The sequence below is a fragment of the Aquabacterium sp. OR-4 genome, from assembly GCF_025290835.2.
Lineage (GTDB): Bacteria > Pseudomonadota > Gammaproteobacteria > Burkholderiales > Burkholderiaceae_C > Pseudaquabacterium.
Genome location: NZ_JAOCQD020000001.1, coordinates 891,122 through 916,205, shown reverse-complemented (window position 1 = coordinate 916,205; position 25,084 = coordinate 891,122). Strand labels below are relative to the sequence as shown.

The window sequence follows — 25,084 nt, the reverse complement described above, 5'->3', positions numbered from 1 at the left end:
AGTGTGTTGCGGCCCGGCTTAAGCGGTCATTAAGTGCCGCGCCCGGTGCCGGCGCCACAATCCGCGCATGCGGGTGCTGCTGATCGAGGACGACACCGGACTGGCCCAGGCCCTGGCCGAGCACCTGGGCGCGCGCGGCCATGCGGTGGATTGCGCCGGCACGCTGGCCGCCGGCTGGGCCTGCCTGACGGCCGAGCCCTTCGACCTGCTGCTGCTCGACCTGGGCCTGCCCGATGGCGACGGCCTGTCGCTGCTGCGCCGCCTGCGCGCGGCGCGCAGCACGGCCCAGGCCCTGCCCGAGCGCGAACTGCCGGTGCTGGTGATGACGGCGCGCGACGACGTGGCCTCGCGCATCGCCGCGCTGGACGAAGGCGCCGACGACCATGTCGGCAAGCCCTTCGACCCCGACGAGCTGGCCGCGCGCATGCGCGCACTGCGGCGGCGCAGTGCCGGCCGCGCCGACCCGCGCCTGCAATGCGGCGCGCTGAGCATCGATCCATCCACCCGCCAGGTCACGCGGCAGGGGCAGGCGGTGGCGCTGTCGGGGCGCGAATTCGCGCTGCTGCTGGCGCTGGCCGAGCAGCGGCCGCAGCTGCTGTCACGGGCGCAGCTGCAGGCGCGGCTGTATGCCTTCGAGCAGGGGCCCGACAGCAACACCATCGAGGTGCACATCCACCACCTGCGGCGCAAGCTGGGCGAGGACGTGATCCGCACCGTGCGCGGCGTGGGCTACCACATGCCCGCCGATCCGGCATGAGGCCGGGCCGCAGCCTGTTCGGCCAGCTGCTGGCCTGGGTGCTGGGCACGCTGGTGGTGCTGTGGGTGTGCGCGGTGGTCATCGGCCACCGCACCGGCAGCGAAGAAACCGACGAGCTGGCCGATGGCATGCTGGCCAGCGTGGCCATGCTGGTGCTGGCCCAGGCCCCGCAGCTGCAGGGCCGCCAGGCCCTGCAGGCCGATGTGCCCGAGACGCCGCTGCTGCACGAGTACCAGCAGCGCCTGAGCGTGCAGCTGTGGGACGGCCAGGGCCGGCTGCTGCTGCAGCTGGGCCCGGCGCCGCGCACACCGCTGCCGGCCACCGACGGCTTTGCGATGCGGCAGCTGGGCCAGCCGCCCGAGGCCTGGCGCAGCTTCACCCGCCATGCGCCGCCCGACCCGGCCGGGGTGGCCGGCGCCGGCACGCCCGGGGTGATGGTGTTGCTGCATGCCGACGACCGCAAGGACCTGTCCTGGGACATCGCCGGCCACATGGCGCTGCCCGGCCTGTGGCTGCTGCCGGTGGCCACCGTGGTGCTGGGGCTGGCGCTGCGCCGCGGCCTGCGGCCGCTGGACGCGCTGGCGCGGCGGCTGCGCGGGCTCGACCCGCTGGCGCCGCCCGACCTGGCGCGCGAGCACCCCGAACGCGAATTCGCCGCCGTGGCGGCCACGGTGGAGACGCTGGTGCAGCGCTTTCAGGCCGCGCTGGCCCACGAGCGCGATGTCAGCGGCATGCTGGCGCATGAGCTGCGCACCCCGCTGACCACCCTGGTGCTGCGCTGCCGCACGCTGCGCGAACAGGCCGAGCAGGGCCAGCCGCCCTCGCCGCAGGCCCTGGCCACGCTGGAGCGCGAGGCGCTGCGCGCCGGCCAGGTGCTGGGCGAGCTGCTGGCGCTGGCCCGTGCCGACCGCGCCGCGCTGGGCGAAGCCCCGGTGCCGGTGGATCTGCAGGCCCTGGCGCAGGAGGTGATCGCCGACGCGGTGCCGGCCGCCAGCGCCCGCGGCCACGAGCTGGCGCTGGCCAGCCCCGGCCCCTGGGTGCGGCCGGCGCATGGCCTGCTGCTGGCTTTGGCCCTGCGCAACCTGGTGGACAACGCGCTGGCCCACACGCCGGCCGGCACCCTGGTAGAGCTGCAACTCGACCCGGCCGCGGGCTGGCTGCAGGTGTGCGATGGCCCGCGCGAGGCGGGCGCGGCGGGTGCGGCGGGTGCGGCGGCCGAGCCACCCGCCGCCGCGGCGCCGGCCCCGCTGGGCCTGGGCCTGGGCCACCGCATCGTCGAGCGCGTGGCGGCGGCGCATGGCGCGCGCTTTGCGGCCGTGCCGCCGCCGGCCGGCTTTCGCCAGGCCTGGCGGCTGCAGTTCGCGCCCGCCACGGGCGCGGCGCTCAGCGCCCCAGGGCCTTGAACAAGGTCACGCGGCTGGTCTGCTCGGCCAGCCGGCCCTGCAGCCAGGCCTGCTCGGCGGCGTAGAGGCCGCGCTGCGCCTCCAGCTGCTCGAGCACGCTGGCGGCACCCTGGCTGGCCTTCAGGTCGGTGAGGCGGGCGGTCTCGCGCGCGGCCTCGCGCTGCTGCGCCAGCGCCGCCAGCTGGGCGCGCCAGCTGCTCAGGCCCACCAGCGCATCGGCGGTCTCGCGGAAGGCCGACTGCACCGCGCGCTCGTACTGCGCCAGCGCGATCTGCTCGGCCGCGTCGGCCTGATCGATGGCGGCGCGGCGGCGGCCGCCGTCAAACACCGTGAACACCAGGTTGGCGGCCAGCGTGTAGGCGAAGTGCCCGCCCTCGAACAGGCCCGACAGCTGGCCTGAGGCCTGACCGGCCTGCCCGGTGAGCGTGATGGTGGGCCACAGCGCGGCACGCGCCGCACCCAGGTTGGCACGGGCGGCCAGCAGCGCCTGCTCGGCCTGCACCACGTCGGGCCGCGCCAGCAGCACCGCCGACGGCAGGCCCACCGGCACCTCGGCCAGCGCTTCGGTGGCGATTGCGGTTGCGGTGGCGGTGACGGCTGGGCCGGTGGCCGGGGTGGCCGCAGCGGCCGGCGGCGCCAGCACCTCGGCCGGCACCGCGGTGCCCAGCAGCAGGGCCAGCGCGTTTTCGTCCTGCGCGCGCTGGCGCTGCCATTGCGCCAGCGTGGCCCGCGCCTGGGCGCTGAGGGTGCGCTGGGCCTGCAGCTCGAGCGCCGAGGCCGCGCCCACCTGCTCGCGCAGCGTGGTCAGGCGCAGCGTCTCGTCGCGCGTGGCCAGGGTGCGCTGGGCCAGGGCCAGCTGGGCGCTGTCGTGGCGCAGGGTCAGCGCGGTGGCCAGCACCTGGCTCACCAGTGCCAGCTCGGCGGCGCGCTGGCCGGCGCGGCTGCCCAGCAGGCTGGCGCGGGCCGCGTCGTCCAGCTGGCGCAGGCGGCCAAACAGGTCGAGCTCCCAGCTCGCCAGCTGCAGGCCGGCGGTGTAGCTGTTGACCTGGTTGCCACTGCTGTTGGGCGCCCGCTGGGCGCCGGCGCCCACGCCGATCACCGGCATGCGGCCGGCCTCGCTGCCGGCCAGGGCGGCCTGCGCGCGCTCGACATTGAGCACCGCCACGCGCAGGTCGCGGTTGTTGGCCAGCGCCAGCTCGGCCAGGCGCTGCAGCGCGGGGTCGGTGGCCAGCGCGCGCCAGTCGGCCAGGGTGCCGGGCGTGCCGCTGTCGGGCAGGCCGGCCAGCGGCAGTTGGGCGGGGATGCCGGGCTGGGCCACGGCCGGCGCGCGCGCCGGGCCGCTGGCGCAGCCGGCCAGCAGGGCCAGGGCGGCGGCTGCTGCCACGCTGGCGCGGCGCAGGGAGGGTTGAACGGTCATGGCAGTCAAGAACTCGGGGCGGGCGGCGCTCATGCCTGGCCCGCCGTGTTGGAACCCGTGGCATCGCCGGCGGCGGCCGGCAGCGCATGGTGCGGCACCGGTGAGGTCGGCAGCGGCGCCGAGATCGGCGTGCCGTGCGGCGCCGGGTGGCGCGCCGGCAGCAGCTTGCGCACCACCACGTAGAACACCGGCACCAGAAACACCGCCAGCACCGTGGCAGCGATCATGCCGCCCATCACGCCGGTGCCGATGGCACGCTGGCTGTTGGCACCGGCACCACTGGCCAGGGCCAGCGGCAGCACGCCCAGGATGAAGGCCAGCGAGGTCATGACGATCGGGCGAAAGCGCAGGTGGCAGGCCTCCAGCGTGGCCTGCAGCAGGCTCTTGCCTTCCTCCTGCAGGTCCTTCGCGAACTCGACGATCAGGATGGCGTTTTTCGCGCTCAGGCCGATCACGGTGATCAGGCCGACCTTGAAGTACACGTCGTTGGGCATGTCGCGCAGCCACACGCCCAGCAGCGCGCCCAGCACCCCCAGCGGCACCACCAGCAGCACGGCGACAGGGATGCTCCAGCTCTCGTACAGCGCGGCCAGGCACAAGAACACCGCCAGCATCGAGAACGCCAGCAGGATGGTGGCCTGCGAGCCCGACAGCTTCTCCTCGTACGACTGGCCGGTCCACTCGAAGCCGAAGCCCGCCGGCAGCTGGCCGGCCAGGCGCTCGAGCTCGTTCATGGCCTCGCCGGTGGAGCGGCCAGCCGCGGCGTCGCCGGCCAGCTTCATGGCCGGATAGCCGTTGTAGCGCACGGTCTGCATCGGGCCGGTGATCCAGCGCGTGGTGGCAAAGCTCGACACCGGCACCAGCTGGCCGCGGCTGTTCATCACCTGCAGCTTGAGCACGTCTTCCGGCACCATGCGCGCCTTGGGTTCGGCCTGCACGATCACGCGCTGCAGGCGGCCCTTGGCCGGAAAGTCGTTGACATAGGCCGAGCCCAGGGCGGTGGCCAGCAGGCTGTTGATGGCGTCGAAGCTCACACCTTGGGCATAGGCACGCTCGCGGTCGATGTCCACCTGCAGCTGCGGCGCGTCTTCCAGGCCGTCGGGGCGCATGCCGGTGATCAGCGGGCTCTGGCTGGCCATGCCCAGCAGCTGGTTGCGCGCCGCCAGCAAGGCCTCGTGGCCATGGCCGGCGCGGTCTTGCAGGCGGAAGTTGAAGCCGGTGGCGGTGCCCAGCTCGGGGATCGGTGGCGGGCTCAGCGGAAACACGAATGCATCGCGGATGCCCATCATCGGCCCGAACGAGCGCCCGGCCAGGGCCTGCGCGGTGTGCTCGGCGCCCTTGCGCTCGTCCCAGCTCTTGAGCGGCACGAACACCAGGCCGGCGTTCTGGCCCTGGCCCGAGAAGCTGAAGCCGATCACGGCCACCACCTGGTCCACCTCGGGCTGCTTCATGAAGTAGCCCTCCACCTGCTCCATCACGGCCTGGGTGCGCTCCACCGTGGCGCCGGGCGGCAATTGCACGTTGACGATCAGGTAGCCCTGGTCCTCGTTGGGCAGAAAGCTCGACGGCAGGCGCTGGTACATCCAGCCCACCGCGCCGACGATGACAACGAACACGATCAGCCAGCGCCCGGCCTTGGCGATGATGCGGCCCACCAGGCCCTCGTAGCCCTTGGCGGTGCGCGCGAACGCGCGGTTGAACAGGCCGAAGAAGCCGCGCCGCTCGTGGTGCGCGCTCACCGGCTTGAGGAAGGTGGCGCACAGCGCCGGCGTGAGCGTGAGGGCCAGGAAGGCCGAGAACATGATCGACGCCGCCATCGACAGCGAGAACTGGCGGTAGATGGCACCCACCGCACCGCCGAAGAAGGCCATCGGCAGGAACACCGACACCAGCACCACGGTGATGCCGATCACCGCGCCGGTGATCTGGCCCATGGCCTTGCGCGTGGCCTCGCGCGGGCTCAGGCCTTCTTCGGCCATCAGGCGCTCGACGTTCTCGACCACCACGATCGCGTCGTCGACCAGGATGCCGATGGCCAGCACCATGCCAAACAACGTGAGCACGTTGATCGAGAAGCCGAACATCAGCAGCATGCCGAAGGTGCCCAGCAGCGCCACCGGCACCACGATGGTGGGAATCAGCGTGTAGCGGATGTTCTGCAGGAACACCAGCATCACGATGAACACCAGCACCATGGCCTCGGCCAGGGTCTGGATCACCTGGGTGATCGAGATGCGCACGAACTTCGAGGTGTCGTACGGAATGGCGTAGTCCATGCCCTGCGGGAAGAAGGGCTTCAGCTCCTTCATGCGCTGGCGCACCGCCTCGGCCGTGGCCAGGGCGTTGCCGGTGGGCGAGAGCTGCACGCCCACGCCGGCCGAGGGCTGGCCGTTCAGGCGCGAGTAGCTGCCGTAGCTCTGGCCGCCCAGTTCAACGCGGGCCACGTCCGACAGGCGCACCGTGCTGCCGTCGGCATTGGCACGCAGCACGATGGCCCCGAAGGCACGCGCATCGGCCAGCTGGCCGTTGACCACGATGGTGGCGCTCATCGGCTGGCCGGGCACCGCGGGCTGGTCACCCAGGGTACCGCCGGGCACCTGCAGGTTCTGCGCGCGGATGGCGTTGACCACGTCCACCGGCGTGAGCCCGAAGGACACCAGCTTGGTGGGCTCGACCCAGATGCGCATGGCGCGCTCGGTGCCGAACAGCTGCGCCTGGCCAACGCCGGCAATGCGCTGCAGCTCGGGCTGGATGTTGCGCGCGGCGTAGTCGCCGATGCTCACCGGGTCGTCGTTCGGGTTGGTCGAGGTGAGCGACACGAACATCAGGAAGTTGAAGCGCGCCTTGTCGATGCGCACACCCTGCTGCACCACCGAGGCCGGCAGCCGCGAGGTGGCACGGCTGACGCGGTTCTGGATCTCGACCTGGGCCAGGTCGATGTCGGTGCCGGTGGCAAAGGTCACGGCGATCGAGCCCACGCCGTTGGCCTGGGCGGTCGACTCCATGTAGATCATGCCCGGCGCGCCGTTGAGCTCCTGCTCCAGCACCGACAGCACGCTGTCTTCGAGCACCTTGGCCGAGGCGCCGGGGTAGACCACCGCCACCTGCAGCGCCGGCGGCGCCACCGAGGGGTACTGCGACACCGGCAGCTGGGTGATGGCCGCGGCGCCCAGCACCGCGATGAAGAGCGCGATCACCCAGGCGAAGACCGGGCGATCGATGAAGTATTTCGAGAACATGGTGTGTGCGGCTCCGGGCGATCAGCGGCTGGCCGCGGCCGTGGCCGAGGCGGCGGCCGGGGCGGCCGTGGCGGCGCCACCCGCCCCGGAAGCCCCCCCGGGGCCCGCGGCAGGCTTGGCCGCAGCCGGCGCCCAGGGCACCGGCGTCACCGGCGCGCCGGGCACGAACATCTTCTGGAAGCCGTCGACGATGACCCGCTCGCCGGCCTTCAGGCCGCCGGTCACCACCCAGTCGGCGCCCATGGCGCCGGCGATCTGGATCGGGCGCTTCATCGGCTTGTTGCCCTCGCCCACCACCAGCACGGTGTCGCCCGAGGTTTCGCGCGTGACGGCCTGCTGCGGCAGGCGGATGGCCTGCTCGCTCACCGCCTGCGTGACCCGCACCTTGACGAACAGGCCCGGCAGCAGCACGCCGTTGGGGTTGGGCAATTCGGCGCGCAGGCTCACCTGGCCGGTGGCGGCATCCACCGTCGGGTCGGCAAACAGCAGCTTGCCGGGCAGCGGGTACTCGCTGCCATCGTCGAGCACCACGCGCACCTCGGCGGCAGCGCCGGCGGCGGCGCGCTTGAGCTGCCCGCCGTCGAAGGCGCGGCGCAGGCGCAGCGCCTCGGCGGCCGACTGGGTGAAGTTCACGTACAGCGGATGGGTCTGCTGCACCACGGCCAGCGCGGTGGCGTCGGTGGGGCCCACCAGCGCGCCCTCGCTCACCTGGGCACGGCCGATGCGGCCGGCGATCGGCGACTTGATCGCCGTGTAGTCGAGGTTCACGCGCGCCGCCTGCACCGCGGCCTTGGCCGCCGCCACATCGGCCACGGCGGCCTTGGCGGTGGTCTGCGTGGCCAGCCACTCCTGCGCGCTGATGGCCTTGCCCTCGGCCAGCGGCCGGTTGCGCTCGAGCTGGGCGTTGGCCTGGGCCAGCGCGGCCTCGGCGCGGGCCTGGCTGGCCTCGGCACTGGCCAGCGCGGCGCGGAAGGCATCGGCATCCAGCGTGAACAGCGGCTCGTTGGCCTTCACGGTGCCGCCTTCGGTGAACTGGCGCTTCTGCACGATGCCGGCCACGCGGGCGCGCACCTGGGCCACGCGCCAGGCCTCCAGCCGGCCGGGCAGCTCGGTGGGCAGGGCCACGGCGCCGGGCTGCACGGTGAACACGCCCACCTGCGGCGGCGGCGGCATGCCGCCGGCCCCGGCGCCGGCCTTGGCGCCGGCGTCACCGCCGCCGCAGCCGGCCAGCGTCAACACCGTGGCGGCGGCCAGGGCGGTCAGGGCCACCGAAGGAAACATGAACAGGGGACGAGGGTTGTGCAGCGGCATGGCAGATCGTGCGCGTGGAAGGTTTCTGCGGGGCGGGCGCAACGCCGGATCACGGCGCCGGCCCGCACGGGCGGGGCAAGGCGGGTTGGGGTGGCGTCCGGCGCAAGCGGGTGGCCCGGCGCGCCGGAACCGCCCGGCGCGGCCGGACAAACGGACAACGAAGCACAGGGGCTCGTTTCGACGCGATCTTACATACAATCGCGAATGTATGTTTTGAACCGCCATGCCCTCCAGCGAATACAGGGTTATGCCTTGCATTCGCTGCGCCGATACTGACATCAGTCCCGCCCTCCCACGTTTCCAGCCACCATGCGACGCACCAAGGAAGAAGCCCAGGCCACGCGCGAGCAGCTGCTCGAGGCGGCCGAGCGCCTGTTCCTCGAGCGCGGGCTGGCCGCCACCTCGCTGCAGGACATCGCCCGCGCGGCCGGCGTCACCCGCGGTGCGGTGTACTGGCACTTTGCCGACAAGGTGGCGCTGGCCGAGGCGTTGTTCGAGCGCGTGGACCTGCCGATGGAGCAGGTGATGGCCGAGGCCGAGCGCGATGGGGCGGCCGATCCGCTGGCCCAGCTGCGCAACCTGGCCGGCTCGGCCATCCGCCTGATCCGCGACGACGCGCCGGCGCGCCGGGCCTTCACCATCTTGCTGCACAGCGGCCCGTTCATCGGCGAGCTGGCGCCGCTGGCGCAGCGCCACGATGAATCGCTCAACGACTGCAGCGGCCGCATGGAGCGGCTGTTTGCCGCCGCCATGGCCGCCGGCCAGCTGCGCCGCGACATCACGCCGCGCCAGGCCGTGACCGCGCTGTTCGGCCTGGTGGACGGCCTGCTGCGCCTGTGCACCCTGAACGAGGCCGGCGTGAGCCGCTGCGCCGAGGCCGAGCGCGCCATCGAGCTGCTGTTCGACGGCCTGCTGCCGCGCGCCGCCGCCAGCGGCGCTTGATTCAGCCCAAGCTCGGTGCTGGCACGCTTGCGCGCCGGCGCCGTCCGGCATAGGCTGCCAGCCACCCAAAGCCACACGACGCCCGGCCGCCTCCCGGCCGGTGCTGGGCGCCATGGCCTGTTTGACCGGGGCTCGCCAACAGCCTGAGGAGAACAGCCATGCCAAGCCCACAATCAGCCGGCGCGGTGCCGGTGCACGCCATTCGCACCCTGGCCCTGGTGGGGCCCGCCGCCGCCGGCAAGACCACCTTGGCCGAGCAGCTGCTGCTGGCCAGTGGCGCCATCGCCAGCGCCGGCAGCCTCGAGCGCGGCAGCACGGTGAGCGACTTCGACCCGCTCGAGCGCCGGCTGCAGCACTCGCTCAACTCGGCCGTGATGCACACGCGCTGGCGCGACAGCCGCATCCACTTCATCGACACCCCGGGCGCGGCCGATTTTGTCGGCCAGAGCCTGCCGCCGATCGAGGCGGTGGAAACCGCCGCGGTGGTGATCAGCGCGGTCAACGGCATCGAGCCGATGGCCGTGCGCATGATGCAGTACGCCGCCGACCGCGGCCTCGACCGCCTCATCATCGTCAACAAGATCGACGCGCAGGGCGTCGACCTGGCCGGCCTGCTGGCCCAGATCCAGGCCACCTTCGGCAAGGAGTGCCTGCCGCTGAACCTGCCCGATGCCGGTGGCAGCCAGGTGGTCGACTGCTTCTTCGCGCGCAGCGGCCACAGCGACTTCGGCAGCGTCGAGGCCGCCCACCGCGCGCTGGTGGAGCAGGTGGTGGAGGTGGATGCCGCGTTCGTCGAGCGTTACCTGAACGACGGCGACATCGACGCCACCGAGCTGCACGCCCCGCTCGAGCAGGCGCTGCGCGAGGGCCACCTGATCCCGGTGTGCTTCGTCTCGGCGCGCACCGGCGCCGGCGTGGGCGAGCTGCTCGACATCATCGACCGCCTGCTGCCCCACCCCGGCGAGGGCAACCCACCCGACTTTCTGCGCGGCGAGGGTGACGCCGCGGTGCGCATGCACGCCACGCCCGACCCCGCCCTGCATGTGCTGGCCCATGTGTTCAAGGTGACGGTCGACCCCTATGTGGGCAAGCTGGGCGTGATGCGCGTGCACCAGGGCAGCATCACACCCGGCACCCTGCTGTACGTGGGCGACGCGCGCAAGCCCTTCAAGGTGCAGCACCTGTACATGCTGCAGGGCAAGGAGCATGTCGAGGTGCCGCGCGCGGTGCCCGGCGACATCTGCGCCATCGCCAAGGTGGACGAGCTGCACTACGACGCGGTGCTGCACGACGCGGCCGAGGACGACCACATCCACCTCGCCCCGCTGGCCCTGCCGCGGCCGGTGCACGGCCTGGCCATCGCGCCCAAGCGCCGCGGCGACGAGCAGCGCATGTGGGAGATCCTGGCCAAGCTGGTGGACGAAGACCCCTGCCTGCGCGTCGAGCAGGACGCGGGCACGCACGAATCGGTGGTGTACGGCCTGGGTGAGCTGCACCTGCGCATCCTGCTCGAGCGGCTGCGCGAGCTGCACCGCTTCGAGGTCGAGACGCAGCCGCCGCGCGTGGCCTACCGCGAGACCGTCACCGCCAGCGCCGAGGGCCACTACCGCCACAAGAAGCAGACCGGCGGCGCGGGCCAGTTCGGCGAGGTGTATCTGCGGGTCGAGCCGCTGCCGCGCGGCGCCGGCTTCGAGTTCGTGGACGCGGTCAAGGGCGGCACCATTCCGGGCCAGTTCATGCCGGCGGTCGAGAAGGGCGTGCGCGAGGTGCTGGCGCTGGGCGCCATCTCGGGCCACCCGGTGGTGGATGTGCGGGTGGTGGTCTACGACGGCAAGCACCACAGCGTGGACAGCAAGGAGATCGCCTTCGTCACCGCCGCACGCATGGCCTTTCTGGGCGCAGTGCGCGAGGCCCGGCCAGTGGTGCTGGAACCGATCGTCGAGGTCGAGATCCAGGCGCCCACGCCGGCCATCGGCGACATCACCGGCGATCTGTCGGCGCGCCGCGGCCATGTGGTGGGCACCTCGGGCGCCGGCTCGGGTGGTGCCGCCGGCCCGGGCGTGACCGGGCTGTCGCTGGTGCGGGGCCTGGCCCCGCTGGCCGAGCTGACCAGCTACCAGAACCGCCTCAATGCCCTAACCAGCGGCCAGGGCCGCTTTGCGCTGGCGCTGTCGCACTACGAGCCGGCGCCGCCGGCCGTGCAGCAGCAGCTGATGGCCGCCTGGCGGCCTGCCGAAGACCACTGAGCCGCTGAGTCGCCCCGTGCGGGGCAGGGCCGCTGCCACGGCACGCGGCGCCCCCCCCCCCCCGCGCCCGTTGCCCCCCGCCCGTTGGCACCGGCGCACGCTGCTCTGGCGCTGCCCGGGCGCCACCAGGGCTGGCGCCGCACACCTCGCAACACGTTTCACGCCCGGCGCAGCCACATCGGCACGCCGGGCGTTTTTTCCTCCGCGCAAACCCGACTAAAAAACAACAAATGTCGGAATTATTGCGAATTACTCGCATTCACTCTAGCATTCAGTTGTCGTTGGATACAGCCGCCCACCACCATGAACAGCCCCGCCCTGCCCTTGCCGTCCGGCCAGATGCTGGGTTCGCGCCGCAGCGATGCCCGGCGCAACGCCGCGCCCGCAGGTGCGCCGCCACGGCCACCCGAAGCGCACTCGCGTGCGGACGCGGCCGGCTCGCGGCTGGGCATGACGCCCTACCAGGGCAGCACCCAGCGTCCGCTGGGCCTGGTGGTGGTGGCCCTGCACGTGGCGGCGCTGTGGGGCCTGACGCAGATGGCGCCGGTGCGCCAGGCGCTGCTGAAGGTGGCCCCGGTGGTGGTCAGTCTGGTCGAGGCGCCGGCCACCACGCCCGCCGCGCCACCGCCCATGCCGGCACCGCCCAAGCCGGCCCGCCCCGAACCCATGCCCCTGATGCCGCCGCCCCCGGTGGTGATCCAGACCGCGCCACCGGCGCCCGCGCCGCCGCCGGTGCTGCCATCGGTGCAGCCTGCGGTGGCGGCCGCGCCCACGACGGCTGCGGTCACCGCCACGGCCGCGGCGCCCGCCGCGGTGGCGGTGGCCAATGTGGCGCCGGCCCCCACCGGGCCGCGCATGCTGCCCAGCGCGGCCGTGCAGTACCTGGTGGCGCCGGTGGTGGAGTACCCACGCGCCTCGCGCCGCCTGCAGGAGACCGGCCGCGTGATCGTGCGGGTGCTGATCAGCGAGACCGGCATGCCCGAACGCCTGTCGATCGAACGCTCCTCGGGCCATCCACGGCTTGACGAGGCGGCCCTGGCCGCCGTGCGCCAGGCGCGCTTTCGCCCGTATGTCGAAAACGGCCAGGCGCAATCGGGTTGGGCGCAGGTGCCGGTGAGCTTCGAACTCGATCCCTGACGCCGCGGCGCACGGCGCCCGCCCCTCCAACAAGGCGCTTCGGCGCAACAGGCCGCCCCCCGGCGTGCGCCAGGCCATGCCGGGGGAGCGGCAGGCGCCGCCCCGATCCAGTTACCAATTCCAACAACCCCACTGACTGAGGAAGTTCCCGCCATGAGCAAGCCCACCCAAGACGCCGGCATTCGACGCCCGGCCAGCCTGCGCACCCTGGCCACGCCGGCCGCAAGCCCGGCCCTGCGCAGCGGCCTGGCCCTGGGCCTGAGCGCGGCCATGCTGGCTCCGCTGGCCGCCACCGCGCAGACCGCCGCGGCCACGCCCGGCGCCGCCACGGCCAAGAAGGACGAGACCCAGCTGCCCGAGGTGAAGACCCGCGCCCAGGTGATCGACCCCAACCCGAATGCCCAGACCGGCGTGCCCTACAAGGCCCGCACCTCGGGCGATTCGCGCCACACCCGCCCGCTGGCCGAGACGCCGCAGACCATCACGGTGATCACCAAGGCGGCGATCGACGAGTCGGGCGTGTCCGACCTGCGCAGCCTGCTCGACGCCCAGCCGGGCATCACGCTGGGCACCGGTGAAAACGGCAACGCCTTCGGCGACCGCTACATCATCCGCGGCCAGGAGGCACGCAGCGACGTGTTCGTCGACGGCCTGCGCGACCCCGGCATGACCACCCGCGAAAGCTTCGCGCTGGAGCAGATCGAAGTCTCCAAGGGCCCGAACTCGAGCTTTGCCGGCCGCGGCACGGTGGGTGGCGCGGTCAACGCGATCACCAAGCAGGCCACGCTCGACTATGACTTCAAGCGCCTGTCGGCCAGCGTCGGCAGCGACGGCGCCCTGCGCGGCACGCTCGACCTGAACCACATCTTCAGCGACCAGATGGCACTGCGCATCAACGCGCTGCATGGCCAGGAAGACGTGCCCGGCCGCGCCCCGTCGGAGCGCCGCCGCCAGGGTCTGGCGCTGTCGGGCGTCTACGAGTTTGGCAAGGACCGCCAGGTCACGCTCGACTACTACGGCCTGCGCGCCTACGACCGCCTCGATCTGGGCAGCTACCTGGTGGGCACGGTGCCCAACCGCGGCCCCGCCAACCCGGTGCCGCCGGCGTATGCGCAGGAGCAGGACTTCCTCAACTCCAAGGTCGACACAGTGACCGCCCGCGTCAAGTGGCGCCTGGACGACAACCGCGTCATCACCAGCCTGACCCGCTACGGCACCACCGACAACGGCTACATCGTGACCGGTGCGCGCAGCGCCACGGCCTACAGCGGCACCGGCACCACGGGCGCCTACACCACCGCCAGCCTGAGCACGCACAACGCCTGGCAAGAGGTGGAGTACTTTGCCCACCAGACCAATCTGCAGTGGAACAACCAGCTCTTCGGCCTGAAGAACGAGCTGATCCTGGGCGCCGAACTGAGCGACCACAAGGTGGAGCGCGGCACCTACGCCATCACCAACAGCGGCGCGTTCAACTGCCGCACCAGCGGCACCGCCACGGCCAACAACGGCTACTGCATCTACGACAGCACCGGTGCCGTGGTCAGCGGCCTGAGCAACCTGATGGGCCGCGGCTACACGCAAAACATCTGGGCCTCGCATTGGCAGGTCAAGACCCTGGCGCTGTCGGCCATGGACACGATGGACTTCACCGACAAGCTGTCGGGCTTTGCCGGCCTGCGCGTTGACCGGTTCGACTTCGACTTCACCACGCGCAACATCACCACGCTGGCGGTGGTGGACTACCGCTACAACGACACGCTGTTCAACGGCCACCTCGGCCTGACCTACAAGCTCAAGCCCAACCTGATTGTCTACGGCACCGTGTCCAGCGCGTCCGACATCAACGGTGGTGAATCCGACGTGGGCACCAACAGCGGCTACGGCGGCCTGATCATCGACCCCAGCAACGGCGCCATCAACGCCCAGCCCGAGAAGTCGACCAACCTCGAGGTCGGCACCAAGTGGGACCTGATGGACGGCAAGCTGCTGGCCAGCGCGGCGGTGTTCCACACCGTCAAGCGCGGCGTCATGGAAGGCAGCGGCTACGCCAGCGCGGGCACGGCCAACAGCGGCAAGAACCGGGTCTACGGCCTCGAGCTGAGCCTGGTGGGGGCCCTCACCGACAAGCTCAGCGGCCAGCTGGGCCTGACGACGATGAAGTCCACCGTGCTGGCCTCGGCCACCGCGGCCAACGTGGGCCTGCCGCTGAGCAACTTTGCCGACCATTCGGCCAGCGCCCAGCTGAAGTACCAGGCCAATGACGCCATCGCCTTTGGCGGCATGGTCAAGTACGAGAGCGCGCGCTGTGCCGGCCAGCCCGACACCGCGGCCGGCTACACCAATGGCACCTGCGGCCAGCCGGTGCCCGACTACACCACGCTCGACCTGTTTGCCAGCTACCGCTTCAACCGCGCGCTGGAGGCCCGCGTGAACGTGCTCAACGTCACCGACAAGGACTACTACCTGGCGGCCTACCGCTCGGGTTCGTTCCTGTACAAGGGTGACGCACGTGCCGTGCGCGTGACGGTCGACTACAAGTTCTGACCTGCAGCGCCCCGGCCCCGGGGCTGCTCGTTCGCGGGCGGCCCCGGGGCCGGCAGGCCGATCATGGCCTGCCCCCCCCCGCCACGGCCCAGCCCGACGCCAACCCACCGTGCGCCAAGAATCCAGCCCCGCCAGCGTGCAGCCGCCGCTGAGCCAACTGCCCGCCGGCCTGTGCGCGGCGGCCGACTACGCGCGCCTGGCGCCGCAGTTCATCGCCGCGCCGCTGCTGGCCCACATTGACGGCGGCAGCGGCCGCGACCGCACCGCCACCGCCAACCTGGCCGCGTTCGAACGCTGGCAGATCCTGCCGCGCCTGCTGCGCGACCTGCGCCACGGCCACACCCGGCGCACCCTGGCCGGCACCGCACTGCGCCACCCGCTGATGCTGGCCGCCGTGGCCCAGCTGGGCGCGGTGCATCCGCAGGCCGAGCGCGCGGTGGCCCAGGCGGCCGAAGCCACGCAGACCCCGATGGTGCTGAGCACGCTCTCCAGCCTGTCGCTGGAAGACGTGGCCGCAGCCGGTGGCGCCACGCGCTGGTTCCAGCTCTACCTGCAACCGCAACGCGCGGCCACGCTGCAGCTGGTGCGGCGTGCCGAGCAGGCCGGCTACCAGGCCCTGGTGCTGACCCTCGACACCCCGGTGCAAACGCCCAGCCACCGCGCCCTGCGGGCCGGCTACCGCGCGCCGCAGGCACTGCCGCCCAATCTGCAGCCGATGGCCGGGCTGCCCGCGGCACCCACGGCGCCTGCGCCGGCCCTGGGCGCCGATGACAGCCGCATCTTCCAGGGCGCGATGCAGGCCGCACCGCGGCCTGAAGACCTCGACTGGCTGCTCGGCCAGACCCGGCTGCCGCTGTGGATCAAGGGCGTGCTGCATCCCGACGATGCGCGCCTGCTGGCCGGGCACGGCGTGGCCGGCCTGGTGGTCTCCAACCATGGCGGCCGCAGCCTGGACGGCGCGCCCGCCAGCCTCGACTGCCTGCCCGCCGTGCGCGCCGCCGTCGGCCCCGCCCTGCCGCTGCTGCTGGATGGCGGCATCCGCAGCGGCGACGACGCGTTCAAGGCCCTGGCCCTGGGCGCCGACGCGGTGATGCTGGGCCGCCTGCAGGCCCATGCGCTGGCGGTGGCCGGCGCGCTGGGCGTGGCCCACATGCTCAAGCTGCTGCGCGAGGAGCTTGAGCTCACGATGGCCCTGGCCGGCTGCGCCACGCTGGCCGACATCGGCCCGCACTGCCTGGTGGCCGCGCCCGGTCAGGCCCACTCCAGCCCTGTTGTCTGAGTTTTTCTCATCATGCTGATCATTCTGGAATCCGTGCTCGACGGCGCCACGCTGGCCCAGTTTCGGCAGTTGCTGGCCGACGCCCGCTGGCAGGACGGCAGCGCCACCGCCGGTACGCTGGCGCGCAGCGTCAAGCGCAACCACCAGCTGGCCGACAGCGACCCGCTGGCCGTGCGCCTGGGCGAGCAGATCCTGCAGGCCCTGGGCCGCAACCCGCGCTTCATCTCGGCCGCGCTGCCGCGCCGCATCTACCCGCCCAAGTTCAACCGCTACGCCGAACAGGGCAGCTACGGCGTGCACGTCGACAGCGCCATCATGGGCGTGCCCGGCAGCGGCCAGAGCCTGCGCACCGACCTGTCGGCCACGCTGTTTCTGGCCGAGCCGGCCGAGTACGAAGGCGGCGAGCTCGAGATCGAGACGCCCTTCGGCGCCCAGGTGGTCAAGCTGGCGGCCGGTGACATGGTGCTCTACCCGTCCACCAGCCTGCACCGCGTGGCGCCGGTCACGCGCGGCGCGCGCGTGGCCTCGTTCTTCTGGATCGAGAGCATGGTGGCCGACGAGGCCGCCCGCAGCCTGCTGTTCGACCTCGACCAGGCCATCCAGGGCCTGACCCCCGGCCTGGCCGCCGATGACGACCGCCTGCTCAAGCTCACCAGCGTTTATCACAACCTGCTGCGGCGCTGGGCGCAGGCCTGACGCGCCGGCTCAGGCCACCCGCACCGGCCCCGCATCCATCCATCCTCGCTACAAGGAGCCTCTCGATGACCCGCACCCCCATGCTGCGCGCAGCCGCACCGCTGCTGCTGCTGACCCTGGCCACCTGGCTGCTGCTGGTGCCGCTGGGCGCGCGCGCCCATGGCGACGTGAAATGCGCCCCGGTGCCCAAGGCCGAATGGCGGCCGCACACCGAGCTGGAGCGCAAGCTCACCGGCGAAGGCTGGGTGGTGCGCCGCATGGTGGCCACCGACACCTGCTACGAGGTGTATGCCAAAGACCCGCAAGGCAAGCGCATCGAGGCCTTCTTTCACCCCAAGACCTTCGAGCGCGTCGACCCGAAATGACCGCCGACGCCAGACCCGCCACCGTGCCCGTATGGGACCGCGCGGTGCGCGGCCTGCACCTGGCGCTGGCCGGCGGCACGCTGGCCACCTGGGCCACCGGCCAGTGGTGGCACGACAGCCACGAATGGCTGGGCTACGGCGTGGGCGGCGTGATCCTGCTGCGCCTGGCATGGGGCTTTGTCGGCAGCCCGCCGGCGCGGTTTGCGCGCTTCGTGCGCGGCCCGCGCAGCACCTGGGCCTATGCCCGCGCGGTGGCCGGCGGGCAGGCCCTGCGCCATCTGGGCCACAACCCCCTGGGCGGCTGGATGGTGCTGGCCCTGCTGGGGTGCGCCGCGGCCACCGTGGCCACCGGCATCCTCTACACCACCGACTGGCTGTGGGGCTTCGAGTGGCTGCACCGCCTGCACCAGGCGCTGGCCTGGACGATGCTGCTGCTGGTGCTGCTGCATGTGGCCGGCGTGGTCTTCACCAGCCTGCAGCACCGTGAGTCCCTGGTGGCCGCCATGTGGCACGGCCGCAAGCGCGCACCTGCCGAGCACGACCTGCCGGCCTGAGGCCGCTCGGGCCGCCCAGGCCGCCCAGGCCGCCAAGGCCGCCAAGGCTGCGATACGGCCCGTCGGCCTGGGCCTGACTCGGGCGGCGGCGAGGCTGTACCTGGGTTGCGCCTGGGCAGCACCTGGGCAAGACCGGGCGCCTGGGCGGCAAGGGGCCACCCGGGCCACAACCAGCCGGCATCCGGTGCGGCTTCGGGCCGCGCGCAAATCCCGCCAGGCCCCGCTGCTGGCCGAGCCGGCGCGATGGCCCTGCGTCACTCGTGCGGGGCATCGAAGCTTTACCATGCCGCATGTCCGAACCTGTCGATCTGGCGCGCGTCCGCCATGACAACGCGCTGCGCCTGTTCGACGAATTCGTGCATGCGCATGTGCGCTCGGCCGATGCCGCCACCTTGCGTGGTCTCGAACGCCGTTTCGCCGAACGCCTGCAGATCCAGCCCAGCTACTGGAGCCAGATCAAGGCCCGATCACGACAAATCGGCGAGCGCCTGGCGCGCCAGTTCGAGCAACTGTGCCGCAAGCCGCCAGGCTGGATGGACCAGCCGCACGGCGAACCCGCCGCAGCAACGTCAGACAGGCGATCCAGTGCGACGGTCGGCAGCACCGTCTCGCCGTCGTTGCCCCTCGCCATCCCCATGCCCGGCGCGGGCCTTGCCGAGCCGCTTCCCGACAATGCCCCGATCGACGACGACGAGCGCTTCATTGTCGGCCTGGTGCTCACCTACTACCGCCGCCATCCGCAGCGCGCACGCGTCAGACTGCTCGACCTGCTGGGCGAGGTGCTGTCACCGGCGGCCGCCCCGCCGCCGGCCCCGGCCGCGGCACTGTCTGGCAAGCCCAGACCGGTGCCCGGTGCCGGGTCATCCAGCGCTGCCGCCAAGGCCCCGGCCGGTAGCAAGCCGGCCCCGGCCGACGACGACCTGGCCCTCTGGCAACGCAGTCAGGCCGGCGTCGCCCCACTGCCGCGCAAGCGCTGAGCGTGCGCTCCGTCGGGCGTGCGCACGGACGTGCGGCGGTCGGAGATGCGGCGTGCGGCGTGCGGCGTGCGGCGTGCGGCGTGCGGCGTGCAGCGTGCAGCGTGCGGTGTGGTGCGTGGGGCGTGCCGCGTAAGGCGCACGGCGAAGGGCGCAGGACGCAGGACGCAGGACGCAGGACTCAGGACTCAGGACTCAGAGCCTGCGGACGTTAGGCGCTAGACGTTCGGCTTTCCGCGCTCGGCGCTCGGCGCTCGGCGCTCGGCGCTTGGCATGCGGCGAGGGACACGGGCATACCCCATCCCTAGATTGCGGTACTTGCCTTTGATAAACAATTGTTTATCATCGCACCCAAGCAAGCTGATTCAAGCGTCCGCCGCGGGCGGCCACCTTCGGATCCCGCGCTTGCGACACCCTGCGTTTCAACCCCAACGATCGCGCCGTACCTGCCATGTTCCGCTCCGCTCACCTACGCACCACCGCCCGGCCAGTTGGCCTGGCGCCGCTGCACATCGGTGGTTCGGCGTTGAATTCGCTGCCGGTGCTGCACGCCCCATTCGCAGGTGCTCCGCCCGGCACCGCGGCAGGTTGAGGCTCTCGCCCGTCGAGCCAGCCTCTTCCCACCCGGCCCGGAGCGCGCACCGCACTCCGGGCCGTTTTGTTTTGTGGCGCTGCCTTGGCGCCAAGGAGATCTCTGATGACCCATCGCCCCATGTCCCTCAAGCCGCGCAACCCGCTGGTGGCCGCAGCCCTGCATCGCCAGGCGGGCGCCCATCGCAAGAGCCCAGGTGCGCTGCGTCAGCAAGCGCACCGCACACTGCGCCGCGAACTGCGACACGAACACCCCCCCTCGCCCTGAACGCGCCGAGGGCGAGTACCGGCCTGGTCCGGTGACGTCCTCCCGGAGAAGAACATGTCCGACAGCCTCCTGGGCTTCCACGGCCCTCTCGCCGACCGCTACAGCCATCCGCTGCTGGCCGCCGCCGCCCTTCGTCAACTCAGCCGCTTGCTGGCGCGCCTGGCACGCCGGCTTGAATCCCGCCACCGCTCGCGCGCACGCCGCGCATCCGAGCTCGAGTTCTACGCCGACTCCTGCGCCCCCGAAGGCGCGCTGTACGCCGATGGTGAGTTGGTCGGCTACCTGCCGGGCATCAGGCGCCTTTGAAGCGGAAGACCGGCGCTTCGGCGCCGGTCTCTCCTCAAAAGAGAAGCGGTCAAGCACTGTCATCGTTTGGCTGCTCGCTTCCGGGCGAAGAATCTTCCGGTTGCCTTGCCCCCACCGCATCACCGCCCGCCGTTGGTTCTCCTGCGCATTGCGCGCTGCGGTGGGCGGATTTGCACGACCGGCAGCGCGCATCGGCAGCGCGCATCGGCAAGCATGCGGCGGGGCAGGAGCAGACCAGCTCAAGCACCGCCGATCTGCGTCCGATATGCCTTAGGACGACACAGCGGGAGCCAGCCGATGCAGCCCTCCACCACCAGCGCCGCAGCGCCGCCCTTTCTTACTCGTGCACCAGTGGACGTGGCCGGGTGGGTGCGCGCGTTCGACAGCCGAGAACTGCCCGTTCTGGCTGACAGCGCGCGATTGCTCGACGACCTGCGCAGCATCGAGGACGACGTCGACGCGCACATGATTGCCGAAGGCATCGCCGAGGATCCGTTGATGATCCTGAAGCTGCTGCGCCACGTGGCGCTCCTGCGCCGCACGACCACACGCGAACACACCGACGCAGAGACTGCCACCGAGGCACTGGTGATGCTGGGCATCACCCCGTTCTTTCGCGACTTCGGGCCTCAACCCACACTGGAAGATGGCCTGGCCGGCCATCCCCTGGCCATGCTCGGACTGCGTGAGGTCATCCGCCGGGCGCGCCGCTCCGCCCGCTTCGCACTGGCGTTCGCGGTCCATCGGCAAGACCATGACGCTGCAGTCATCCACGAAGCCGCGCTGCTGCATGACTTTGCCGAGATGCTGCTGTGGGTCCACGCGCCCGCCATGGCGCTTGACATCGCCCGCTACCAGCACCAAGACCCGAACCTCCGATCAGTCGACGCTCAACGCGCAGTCTTGAACGTGCCCTTGTCCGAAGTGCAGCAAGCCTTGATGAAGGCCTGGCGCCTGCCTGAACTGCTGGTGCGCATCAGCGACGACCAGGCCAGCGATCAAACCCAGGTGCGCAATGTGCAGCTCGCCATCCGCGTCGCCCGGCACAGTGCCCACGGCTGGGCCAACCCTGCACTGCCAGACGATGTCGACGAAATTGCGTCGCTGCTTACCCTCGGCACCACCCCCACCTGGACATTGCTGCACGAAATTGACGGCTGAGTACAGCACCATATCCCGAACATCCCACTGGGCACGGATTCACTGCCTCACACCGTCATCACGTCCGCAGGCCCTGCGCCCGGCTGGCGACTGAATAGCGCTGAAACCAACACACACCTGCGCTGACTAACACGCGAAGACGGAAAACAAAAAGCCCCTGTTGAACAAATCAACAGGGGCTTTTTTTATTAGCCTGACAATGTCCTACTTTCACACGGGAATCCGCACTATCATCGGCGCAGAGGCGTTTCACGGTCCTGTTCGGGATGGGAAGGAGTGGGACCACCTCGCTATGGTCATCAGGCTTAACTTGTTGCCGAACTGACTTTGCCTTTGCGGCGTCAGCCCGACCAATTCACAGAGTATCGAATCAGCTTTTTGATTGCGTTTGCCAGATACGGCACAACGTCGTTTGACGTATTGTACAGCATATTTGCTGTACCGTCAAAATTATAGGGTCAAGCCTCACGAGCAATTAGTACTGGTTAGCTTAACGCATTACTGCGCTTCCACACCCAGCCTATCAACGTCCTGGTCTTGAACGACTCTTCAGGGGGCTCAAGGCCCCGGCAAGACTCATCTTGAGACGAGTTTCCCGCTTAGATGCTTTCAGCGGTTATCTCTTCCGCACTTAGCTACTCGGCAATGCCACTGGCGTGACAACCGATACACCAGAGGTGCGTCCACTCCGGTCCTCTCGTACTAGGAGCAGGCTCTCTCAATCTTGCAGCGCCCACGGAAGATAGGGACCAAACTGTCTCACGACGTTTTAAACCCAGCTCACGTACCTCTTTAAATGGCGAACAGCCATACCCTTGGGACCGGCTACAGCCCCAGGATGAGATGAGCCGACATCGAGGTGCCAAACACCGCCGTCGATATGAACTCTTGGGCGGTATCAGCCTGTTATCCCCAGAGTACCTTTTATCCGTTGAGCGATGGCCCTTCCATACAGAACCACCGGATCACTTTGTCCTACTTTCGTACCTGCTCGACTTGTCAGTCTCGCAGTCAAGCACGCTTATGCCAATGCACTATCACCACGATTTCCGACCGTGGCTAGCGTACCTTCGAACTCCTCCGTTACGCTTTGGGAGGAGACCGCCCCAGTCAAACTGCCTACCATACACTGTCCCCATCCCGGATAACGGGACAAGGTTAGAACCTCAAACACACCAGGGTGGTATTTCAACGTTGGCTCCACCAGAACTAGCGTCCTGGCTTCAAAGCCTCCCACCTATCCTACACAGATCTGTTCAAAGTCCAATGTAAAGCTACAGTAAAGGTTCATGGGGTCTTTCCGTCTTTCCGCGGGGAGATTGCATCATCACAAACATTTCAACTTCGCTGAGTCTCTGGAGGAGACAGTGTGGCCATCGTTACGCCATTCGTGCAGGTCGGAACTTACCCGACAAGGAATTTCGCTACCTTAGGACCGTTATAGTTACGGCCGCCGTTTACTGGGACTTCAATCAAGAGCTTGCACCCCATCATTTAATCTTCCAGCACCGGGCAGGCGTCACACCCTATACGTCGACTTTCGTCTTTGCAGAGTGCTGTGTTTTTATTAAACAGTCGCAGCCACCGATTCTCTGCGGCCTCATTGGGCTCCCCCTGTACGGGTTCACCTACTAAAGGCACACCTTCTTCCGAAGTTACGGTGTCAATTTGCCGAGTTCCTTCTCCAGAGTTCTCTCAAGCGCCTGAGAATACTCATCACGCGCACCAGTGTCGGTTTGCGGTACGGTCGTCTATAGCTGAAGCTTAGTGGCTTTTCCTGGAAGCAGGGTATCACTCACTTCGACGGCAAGCCGTCTCGTTATCACCCCTCATCTAAGCCTGGCGGATTTGCCTACCAGGCACGACTACAGGCTTGAACCGGGACATCCAACACCCGGCTGAGCTAACCTTCTCCGTCCCCACATCGCACTATAGATCGGTACAGGAATATTGACCTGTTTCCCATCAGCTACGCATCTCTGCCTCGCCTTAGGGGCCGACTCACCCTACGCCGATGAACGTTGCGTAGGAAACCTTGCGCTTACGGCGAGGGGGCTTTTCACCCCCTTTAACGCTACTCATGTCAGCATTCGCACTTCTGATACCTCCAGCAGACCTCACGATCCACCTTCACAGGCGTACAGAACGCTCTCCTACCACTCACACTTGCGTGTGAATCCGCAGCTTCGGTTACTGGCTTAGCCCCGTTACATCTTCCGCGCAGGACGACTCGATCAGTGAGCTATTACGCTTTCTTTAAATGGTGGCTGCTTCTAAGCCAACATCCTGACTGTTTTAGCCTTCCCACTTCGTTTCCCACTTAGCCAATATTAGGGACCTTAGCTGGCGGTCTGGGTTGTTTCCCTCTTGTGTCCGGACGTTAGCACCCGGTGCACTGTCTCCCAAGCTGTACTCATCGGTATTCGGAGTTTGCAATGGTTTGGTAAGTCGCCATGACCCCCTAGCCATAACAGTGCTCTACCCCCGATGGTAATACTTGAGGCACTACCTAAATAGTTTTCGGAGAGAACCAGCTATCTCCAGGTTTGTTTAGCCTTTCACCCCTATCCACAGCTCATCCGCTAGTTTTGCAACACTAGTCGGTTCGGACCTCCAGTGCGTGTTACCGCACCTTCATCCTGGCCATGGATAGATCACCTGGTTTCGGGTCTACACCCAGCGACTGAAACGCCCTATTCGGACTCGGTTTCCCTGCGCCTTCCCTATTCGGTTAAGCTTGCCACTGAATGTAAGTCGCTGACCCATTATACAAAAGGTACGCCGTCACCCTTTCGGGCTCCGACTTTTTGTATGCATGCGGTTTCAGGATCTATTTCACTCCCCTCCCGGGGTTCTTTTCGCCTTTCCCTCACGGTACTTGTTCGCTATCGGTCGATTACGAGTATTTAGCCTTGGAGGATGGTCCCCCCATGTTCAGACAAGGTTTCACGTGCCCCGCCCTACTTGTTCCGCACCTAGTACCACCACCGACTTTTTCCATACGGGACTATCACCCTCTTTGGTCGGCCTTTCCATGCCGTTTTGATGAATCGATGGCTATCTTGCGCAGGCTGTTCCGATTTCGCTCGCCACTACTTTCGGAATCTCGGTTGATGTCTTTTCCTCGAGGTACTGAGATGTTTCAGTTCTCCCGGTTCGCCTCGCACACCTATGTATTCAGTGTGCGATACCCTTGCGGGTGGGTTTCCCCATTCGGAAATCTTCGGATCAAAGCTAATTTGCCAGCTCCCCGAAGCTTATCGCAGGCTATCACGTCCTTCATCGCCTGTAATCGCCAAGGCATCCACCACATGCACTTAGTCACTTGACCCTATAATTTTGACGCCTTCTGACAAAGGCATCGTCAAGGACTGCATTTGATCTTTCGATCAATTGAGTATTTACGCGTTATGCCGTTCTTCAATCTTCCCAATCTTGCGATTGCGATATTGAATATCTGGTGACGCAATCAAAATGTTGCCGACGGCACGGTTCCTGCGACCCCTATACGAGCCTCAAGATTTCCGTCGACAACGCTGATTCGACTCTATGAATTGTTAAAGAACAACAGCCGACTTACGACGACTGACTCAAGCACCCGCACATGGCAGATGCTTGAGTCAGTATCGAACAAATGGATTGGTGGAGGATGACGGGATCGAACCGACGACCCCCTGCTTGCAAAGCAGGTGCTCTCCCAGCTGAGCTAATCCCCCAACGAATAGTGCCTTCGAATGGTTGGTGGGTCTGGTTGGATTCGAACCAACGACCCCCGCCTTATCAAGACGGTGCTCTAACCGACTGAGCTACAGACCCGCGCATTCGCTGTGGAAGCGCCAGGCCATCAATGCAGCGTCACTGGCGATGCACATCGCTTGTCGACGCTCACCA

17 protein-coding genes, 2 tRNA genes and 2 rRNA genes are annotated in these 25,084 nt (G+C 68.9%); 14 read left to right on the top strand and 7 right to left on the bottom strand.

Features of this window, described 5'->3' with window-relative positions:
• The first annotated feature begins 67 nt into the window (after nt 1–67).
• Together N4G63_RS03800 and N4G63_RS03795 are read left to right on the top strand one after the other, a co-directional pair.
• Complete coding sequence (locus N4G63_RS03800) at nt 68–757, top strand: response regulator (protein ID WP_260790245.1); 690 nt, start codon at nt 68–70, stop codon at nt 755–757.
• Nucleotides 754–2,160, top strand: coding sequence for a histidine kinase dimerization/phospho-acceptor domain-containing protein (locus N4G63_RS03795; RefSeq protein WP_260790244.1), 1,407 nt, complete (start codon nt 754–756; stop codon nt 2,158–2,160). Before N4G63_RS03800 ends, N4G63_RS03795 begins: the two co-directional genes overlap by 4 nt.
• On the opposite strand, the gene N4G63_RS03790 is transcribed toward N4G63_RS03795, so the two are convergent.
• Genes N4G63_RS03790 through N4G63_RS03780 form a run of 3 tightly spaced genes read right to left on the bottom strand, consistent with a single transcriptional unit; the run spans nt 2,141 to nt 8,127 of the window.
• Nucleotides 2,141–3,577: an efflux transporter outer membrane subunit gene (locus N4G63_RS03790; protein ID WP_314599361.1), complete on the bottom strand. Its 1,437-nt coding sequence runs from the start codon at nt 3,575–3,577 to the stop codon at nt 2,141–2,143. The two genes, N4G63_RS03795 and N4G63_RS03790, sit on opposite strands and share 20 nt — an antisense overlap.
• A 29-nt stretch (nt 3,578–3,606) precedes the next feature.
• Nucleotides 3,607–6,816: an efflux RND transporter permease subunit gene (locus tag N4G63_RS03785; protein ID WP_260790242.1), complete on the bottom strand. Its 3,210-nt coding sequence runs from the start codon at nt 6,814–6,816 to the stop codon at nt 3,607–3,609.
• A gap of 21 nt (nt 6,817–6,837) precedes the next feature.
• Entirely contained in the window at nt 6,838–8,127 is a 1,290-nt protein-coding gene (locus N4G63_RS03780) for an efflux RND transporter periplasmic adaptor subunit (RefSeq protein WP_314599360.1), read from the bottom strand.
• A 309-nt stretch (nt 8,128–8,436) separates the two neighbouring features.
• On the opposite strand from N4G63_RS03780, the gene N4G63_RS03775 reads away from it, so the two are divergent.
• From N4G63_RS03775 to N4G63_RS03720, 12 genes are all read left to right on the top strand, one after another.
• Nucleotides 8,437–9,069, top strand: coding sequence for a TetR family transcriptional regulator (locus N4G63_RS03775; protein ID WP_260790241.1), 633 nt, complete (start codon nt 8,437–8,439; stop codon nt 9,067–9,069).
• A gap of 158 nt (nt 9,070–9,227) precedes the next feature.
• Complete coding sequence (gene fusA, locus N4G63_RS03770) at nt 9,228–11,315, top strand: elongation factor G (RefSeq protein ID WP_260790240.1); 2,088 nt, start codon at nt 9,228–9,230, stop codon at nt 11,313–11,315.
• A gap of 303 nt (nt 11,316–11,618) precedes the next feature.
• Nucleotides 11,619–12,452: an energy transducer TonB gene (locus N4G63_RS03765; RefSeq protein ID WP_260790239.1), complete on the top strand. Its 834-nt coding sequence runs from the start codon at nt 11,619–11,621 to the stop codon at nt 12,450–12,452.
• 153 nt (nt 12,453–12,605) lie between these two features.
• Nucleotides 12,606–14,999, top strand: coding sequence for a TonB-dependent receptor (locus tag N4G63_RS03760; RefSeq protein WP_260790238.1), 2,394 nt, complete (start codon nt 12,606–12,608; stop codon nt 14,997–14,999).
• 109 nt (nt 15,000–15,108) lie between these two features.
• Nucleotides 15,109–16,278 (top strand): alpha-hydroxy acid oxidase, encoded by a 1,170-nt coding sequence (locus tag N4G63_RS03755; RefSeq protein ID WP_260790237.1) that lies wholly within the window; start codon nt 15,109–15,111, stop codon nt 16,276–16,278.
• 12 nt (nt 16,279–16,290) lie between these two features.
• Entirely contained in the window at nt 16,291–16,974 is a 684-nt protein-coding gene (locus tag N4G63_RS03750; protein WP_260790236.1) for a Fe2+-dependent dioxygenase, read from the top strand.
• A gap of 65 nt (nt 16,975–17,039) precedes the next feature.
• Entirely contained in the window at nt 17,040–17,339 is a 300-nt protein-coding gene (locus N4G63_RS03745; protein WP_260790235.1) for a PepSY domain-containing protein, read from the top strand.
• Nucleotides 17,336–17,893, top strand: coding sequence for a cytochrome b/b6 domain-containing protein (locus tag N4G63_RS03740; RefSeq protein ID WP_260790234.1), 558 nt, complete (start codon nt 17,336–17,338; stop codon nt 17,891–17,893). Before N4G63_RS03745 ends, N4G63_RS03740 begins: the two co-directional genes overlap by 4 nt.
• Nucleotides 17,894–18,183: 290 nt before the next feature.
• Nucleotides 18,184–18,870 (top strand): hypothetical protein, encoded by a 687-nt coding sequence (locus N4G63_RS03735; protein ID WP_260790233.1) that lies wholly within the window; start codon nt 18,184–18,186, stop codon nt 18,868–18,870.
• 694 nt (nt 18,871–19,564) lie between these two features.
• Nucleotides 19,565–19,726: a hypothetical protein gene (locus tag N4G63_RS03730; protein WP_314599359.1), complete on the top strand. Its 162-nt coding sequence runs from the start codon at nt 19,565–19,567 to the stop codon at nt 19,724–19,726.
• A 54-nt stretch (nt 19,727–19,780) separates the two neighbouring features.
• A complete protein-coding gene (locus N4G63_RS03725; protein ID WP_260790231.1) occupies nt 19,781–20,032 on the top strand; it encodes a hypothetical protein in 252 nt (83 codons plus the stop codon).
• 297 nt (nt 20,033–20,329) lie between these two features.
• Complete coding sequence (locus N4G63_RS03720; protein WP_260790230.1) at nt 20,330–21,193, top strand: HDOD domain-containing protein; 864 nt, start codon at nt 20,330–20,332, stop codon at nt 21,191–21,193.
• A gap of 191 nt (nt 21,194–21,384) precedes the next feature.
• Here N4G63_RS03720 and rrf read toward each other — a convergent pair.
• The 4 genes from rrf to N4G63_RS03700 form a co-directional block, all read right to left on the bottom strand.
• Nucleotides 21,385–21,497: ribosomal RNA gene (gene rrf, locus N4G63_RS03715) — 5S ribosomal RNA — on the bottom strand.
• Between the two features lie 150 nt (nt 21,498–21,647).
• A 23S ribosomal RNA gene (locus N4G63_RS03710) occupies nt 21,648–24,524 on the bottom strand.
• Between the two features lie 309 nt (nt 24,525–24,833).
• Nucleotides 24,834–24,909: transfer RNA gene (locus N4G63_RS03705), tRNA-Ala, on the bottom strand.
• A gap of 23 nt (nt 24,910–24,932) precedes the next feature.
• A tRNA-Ile gene (locus N4G63_RS03700) sits at nt 24,933–25,009 on the bottom strand.
• Nucleotides 25,010–25,084: the final 75 nt, after the last annotated feature.

Excerpts from the sequence above, each read along its gene's own strand:
- N4G63_RS03735 (WP_260790233.1), top strand. The coding sequence starts at position 18,184 with ATGTCCGAACCTGTCGATCTGGCGCGCGTCCGCCATGACAACGCGCTG.
- fusA (WP_260790240.1), top strand. The coding sequence starts at position 9,228 with ATGCCAAGCCCACAATCAGCCGGCGCGGTGCCGGTGCACGCCATTCGC.
- N4G63_RS03760 (WP_260790238.1), top strand. The coding sequence starts at position 12,606 with ATGAGCAAGCCCACCCAAGACGCCGGCATTCGACGCCCGGCCAGCCTG.
- N4G63_RS03800 (WP_260790245.1), top strand. The coding sequence starts at position 68 with ATGCGGGTGCTGCTGATCGAGGACGACACCGGACTGGCCCAGGCCCTG.
- N4G63_RS03720 (WP_260790230.1), top strand. The coding sequence starts at position 20,330 with ATGCAGCCCTCCACCACCAGCGCCGCAGCGCCGCCCTTTCTTACTCGT.
- N4G63_RS03750 (WP_260790236.1), top strand. The coding sequence starts at position 16,291 with ATGCTGATCATTCTGGAATCCGTGCTCGACGGCGCCACGCTGGCCCAG.
- N4G63_RS03795 (WP_260790244.1), top strand. The coding sequence starts at position 754 with ATGAGGCCGGGCCGCAGCCTGTTCGGCCAGCTGCTGGCCTGGGTGCTG.
- N4G63_RS03740 (WP_260790234.1), top strand. The coding sequence starts at position 17,336 with ATGACCGCCGACGCCAGACCCGCCACCGTGCCCGTATGGGACCGCGCG.
- N4G63_RS03730 (WP_314599359.1), top strand. The coding sequence starts at position 19,565 with ATGACCCATCGCCCCATGTCCCTCAAGCCGCGCAACCCGCTGGTGGCC.
- N4G63_RS03790 (WP_314599361.1), bottom strand. The coding sequence starts at position 3,577 with ATGACCGTTCAACCCTCCCTGCGCCGCGCCAGCGTGGCAGCAGCCGCC.
- N4G63_RS03780 (WP_314599360.1), bottom strand. The coding sequence starts at position 8,127 with ATGCCGCTGCACAACCCTCGTCCCCTGTTCATGTTTCCTTCGGTGGCC.
- N4G63_RS03775 (WP_260790241.1), top strand. The coding sequence starts at position 8,437 with ATGCGACGCACCAAGGAAGAAGCCCAGGCCACGCGCGAGCAGCTGCTC.
- N4G63_RS03785 (WP_260790242.1), bottom strand. The coding sequence starts at position 6,816 with ATGTTCTCGAAATACTTCATCGATCGCCCGGTCTTCGCCTGGGTGATC.
- N4G63_RS03765 (WP_260790239.1), top strand. The coding sequence starts at position 11,619 with ATGAACAGCCCCGCCCTGCCCTTGCCGTCCGGCCAGATGCTGGGTTCG.
- N4G63_RS03725 (WP_260790231.1), top strand. The coding sequence starts at position 19,781 with ATGTCCGACAGCCTCCTGGGCTTCCACGGCCCTCTCGCCGACCGCTAC.
- N4G63_RS03745 (WP_260790235.1), top strand. The coding sequence starts at position 17,040 with ATGACCCGCACCCCCATGCTGCGCGCAGCCGCACCGCTGCTGCTGCTG.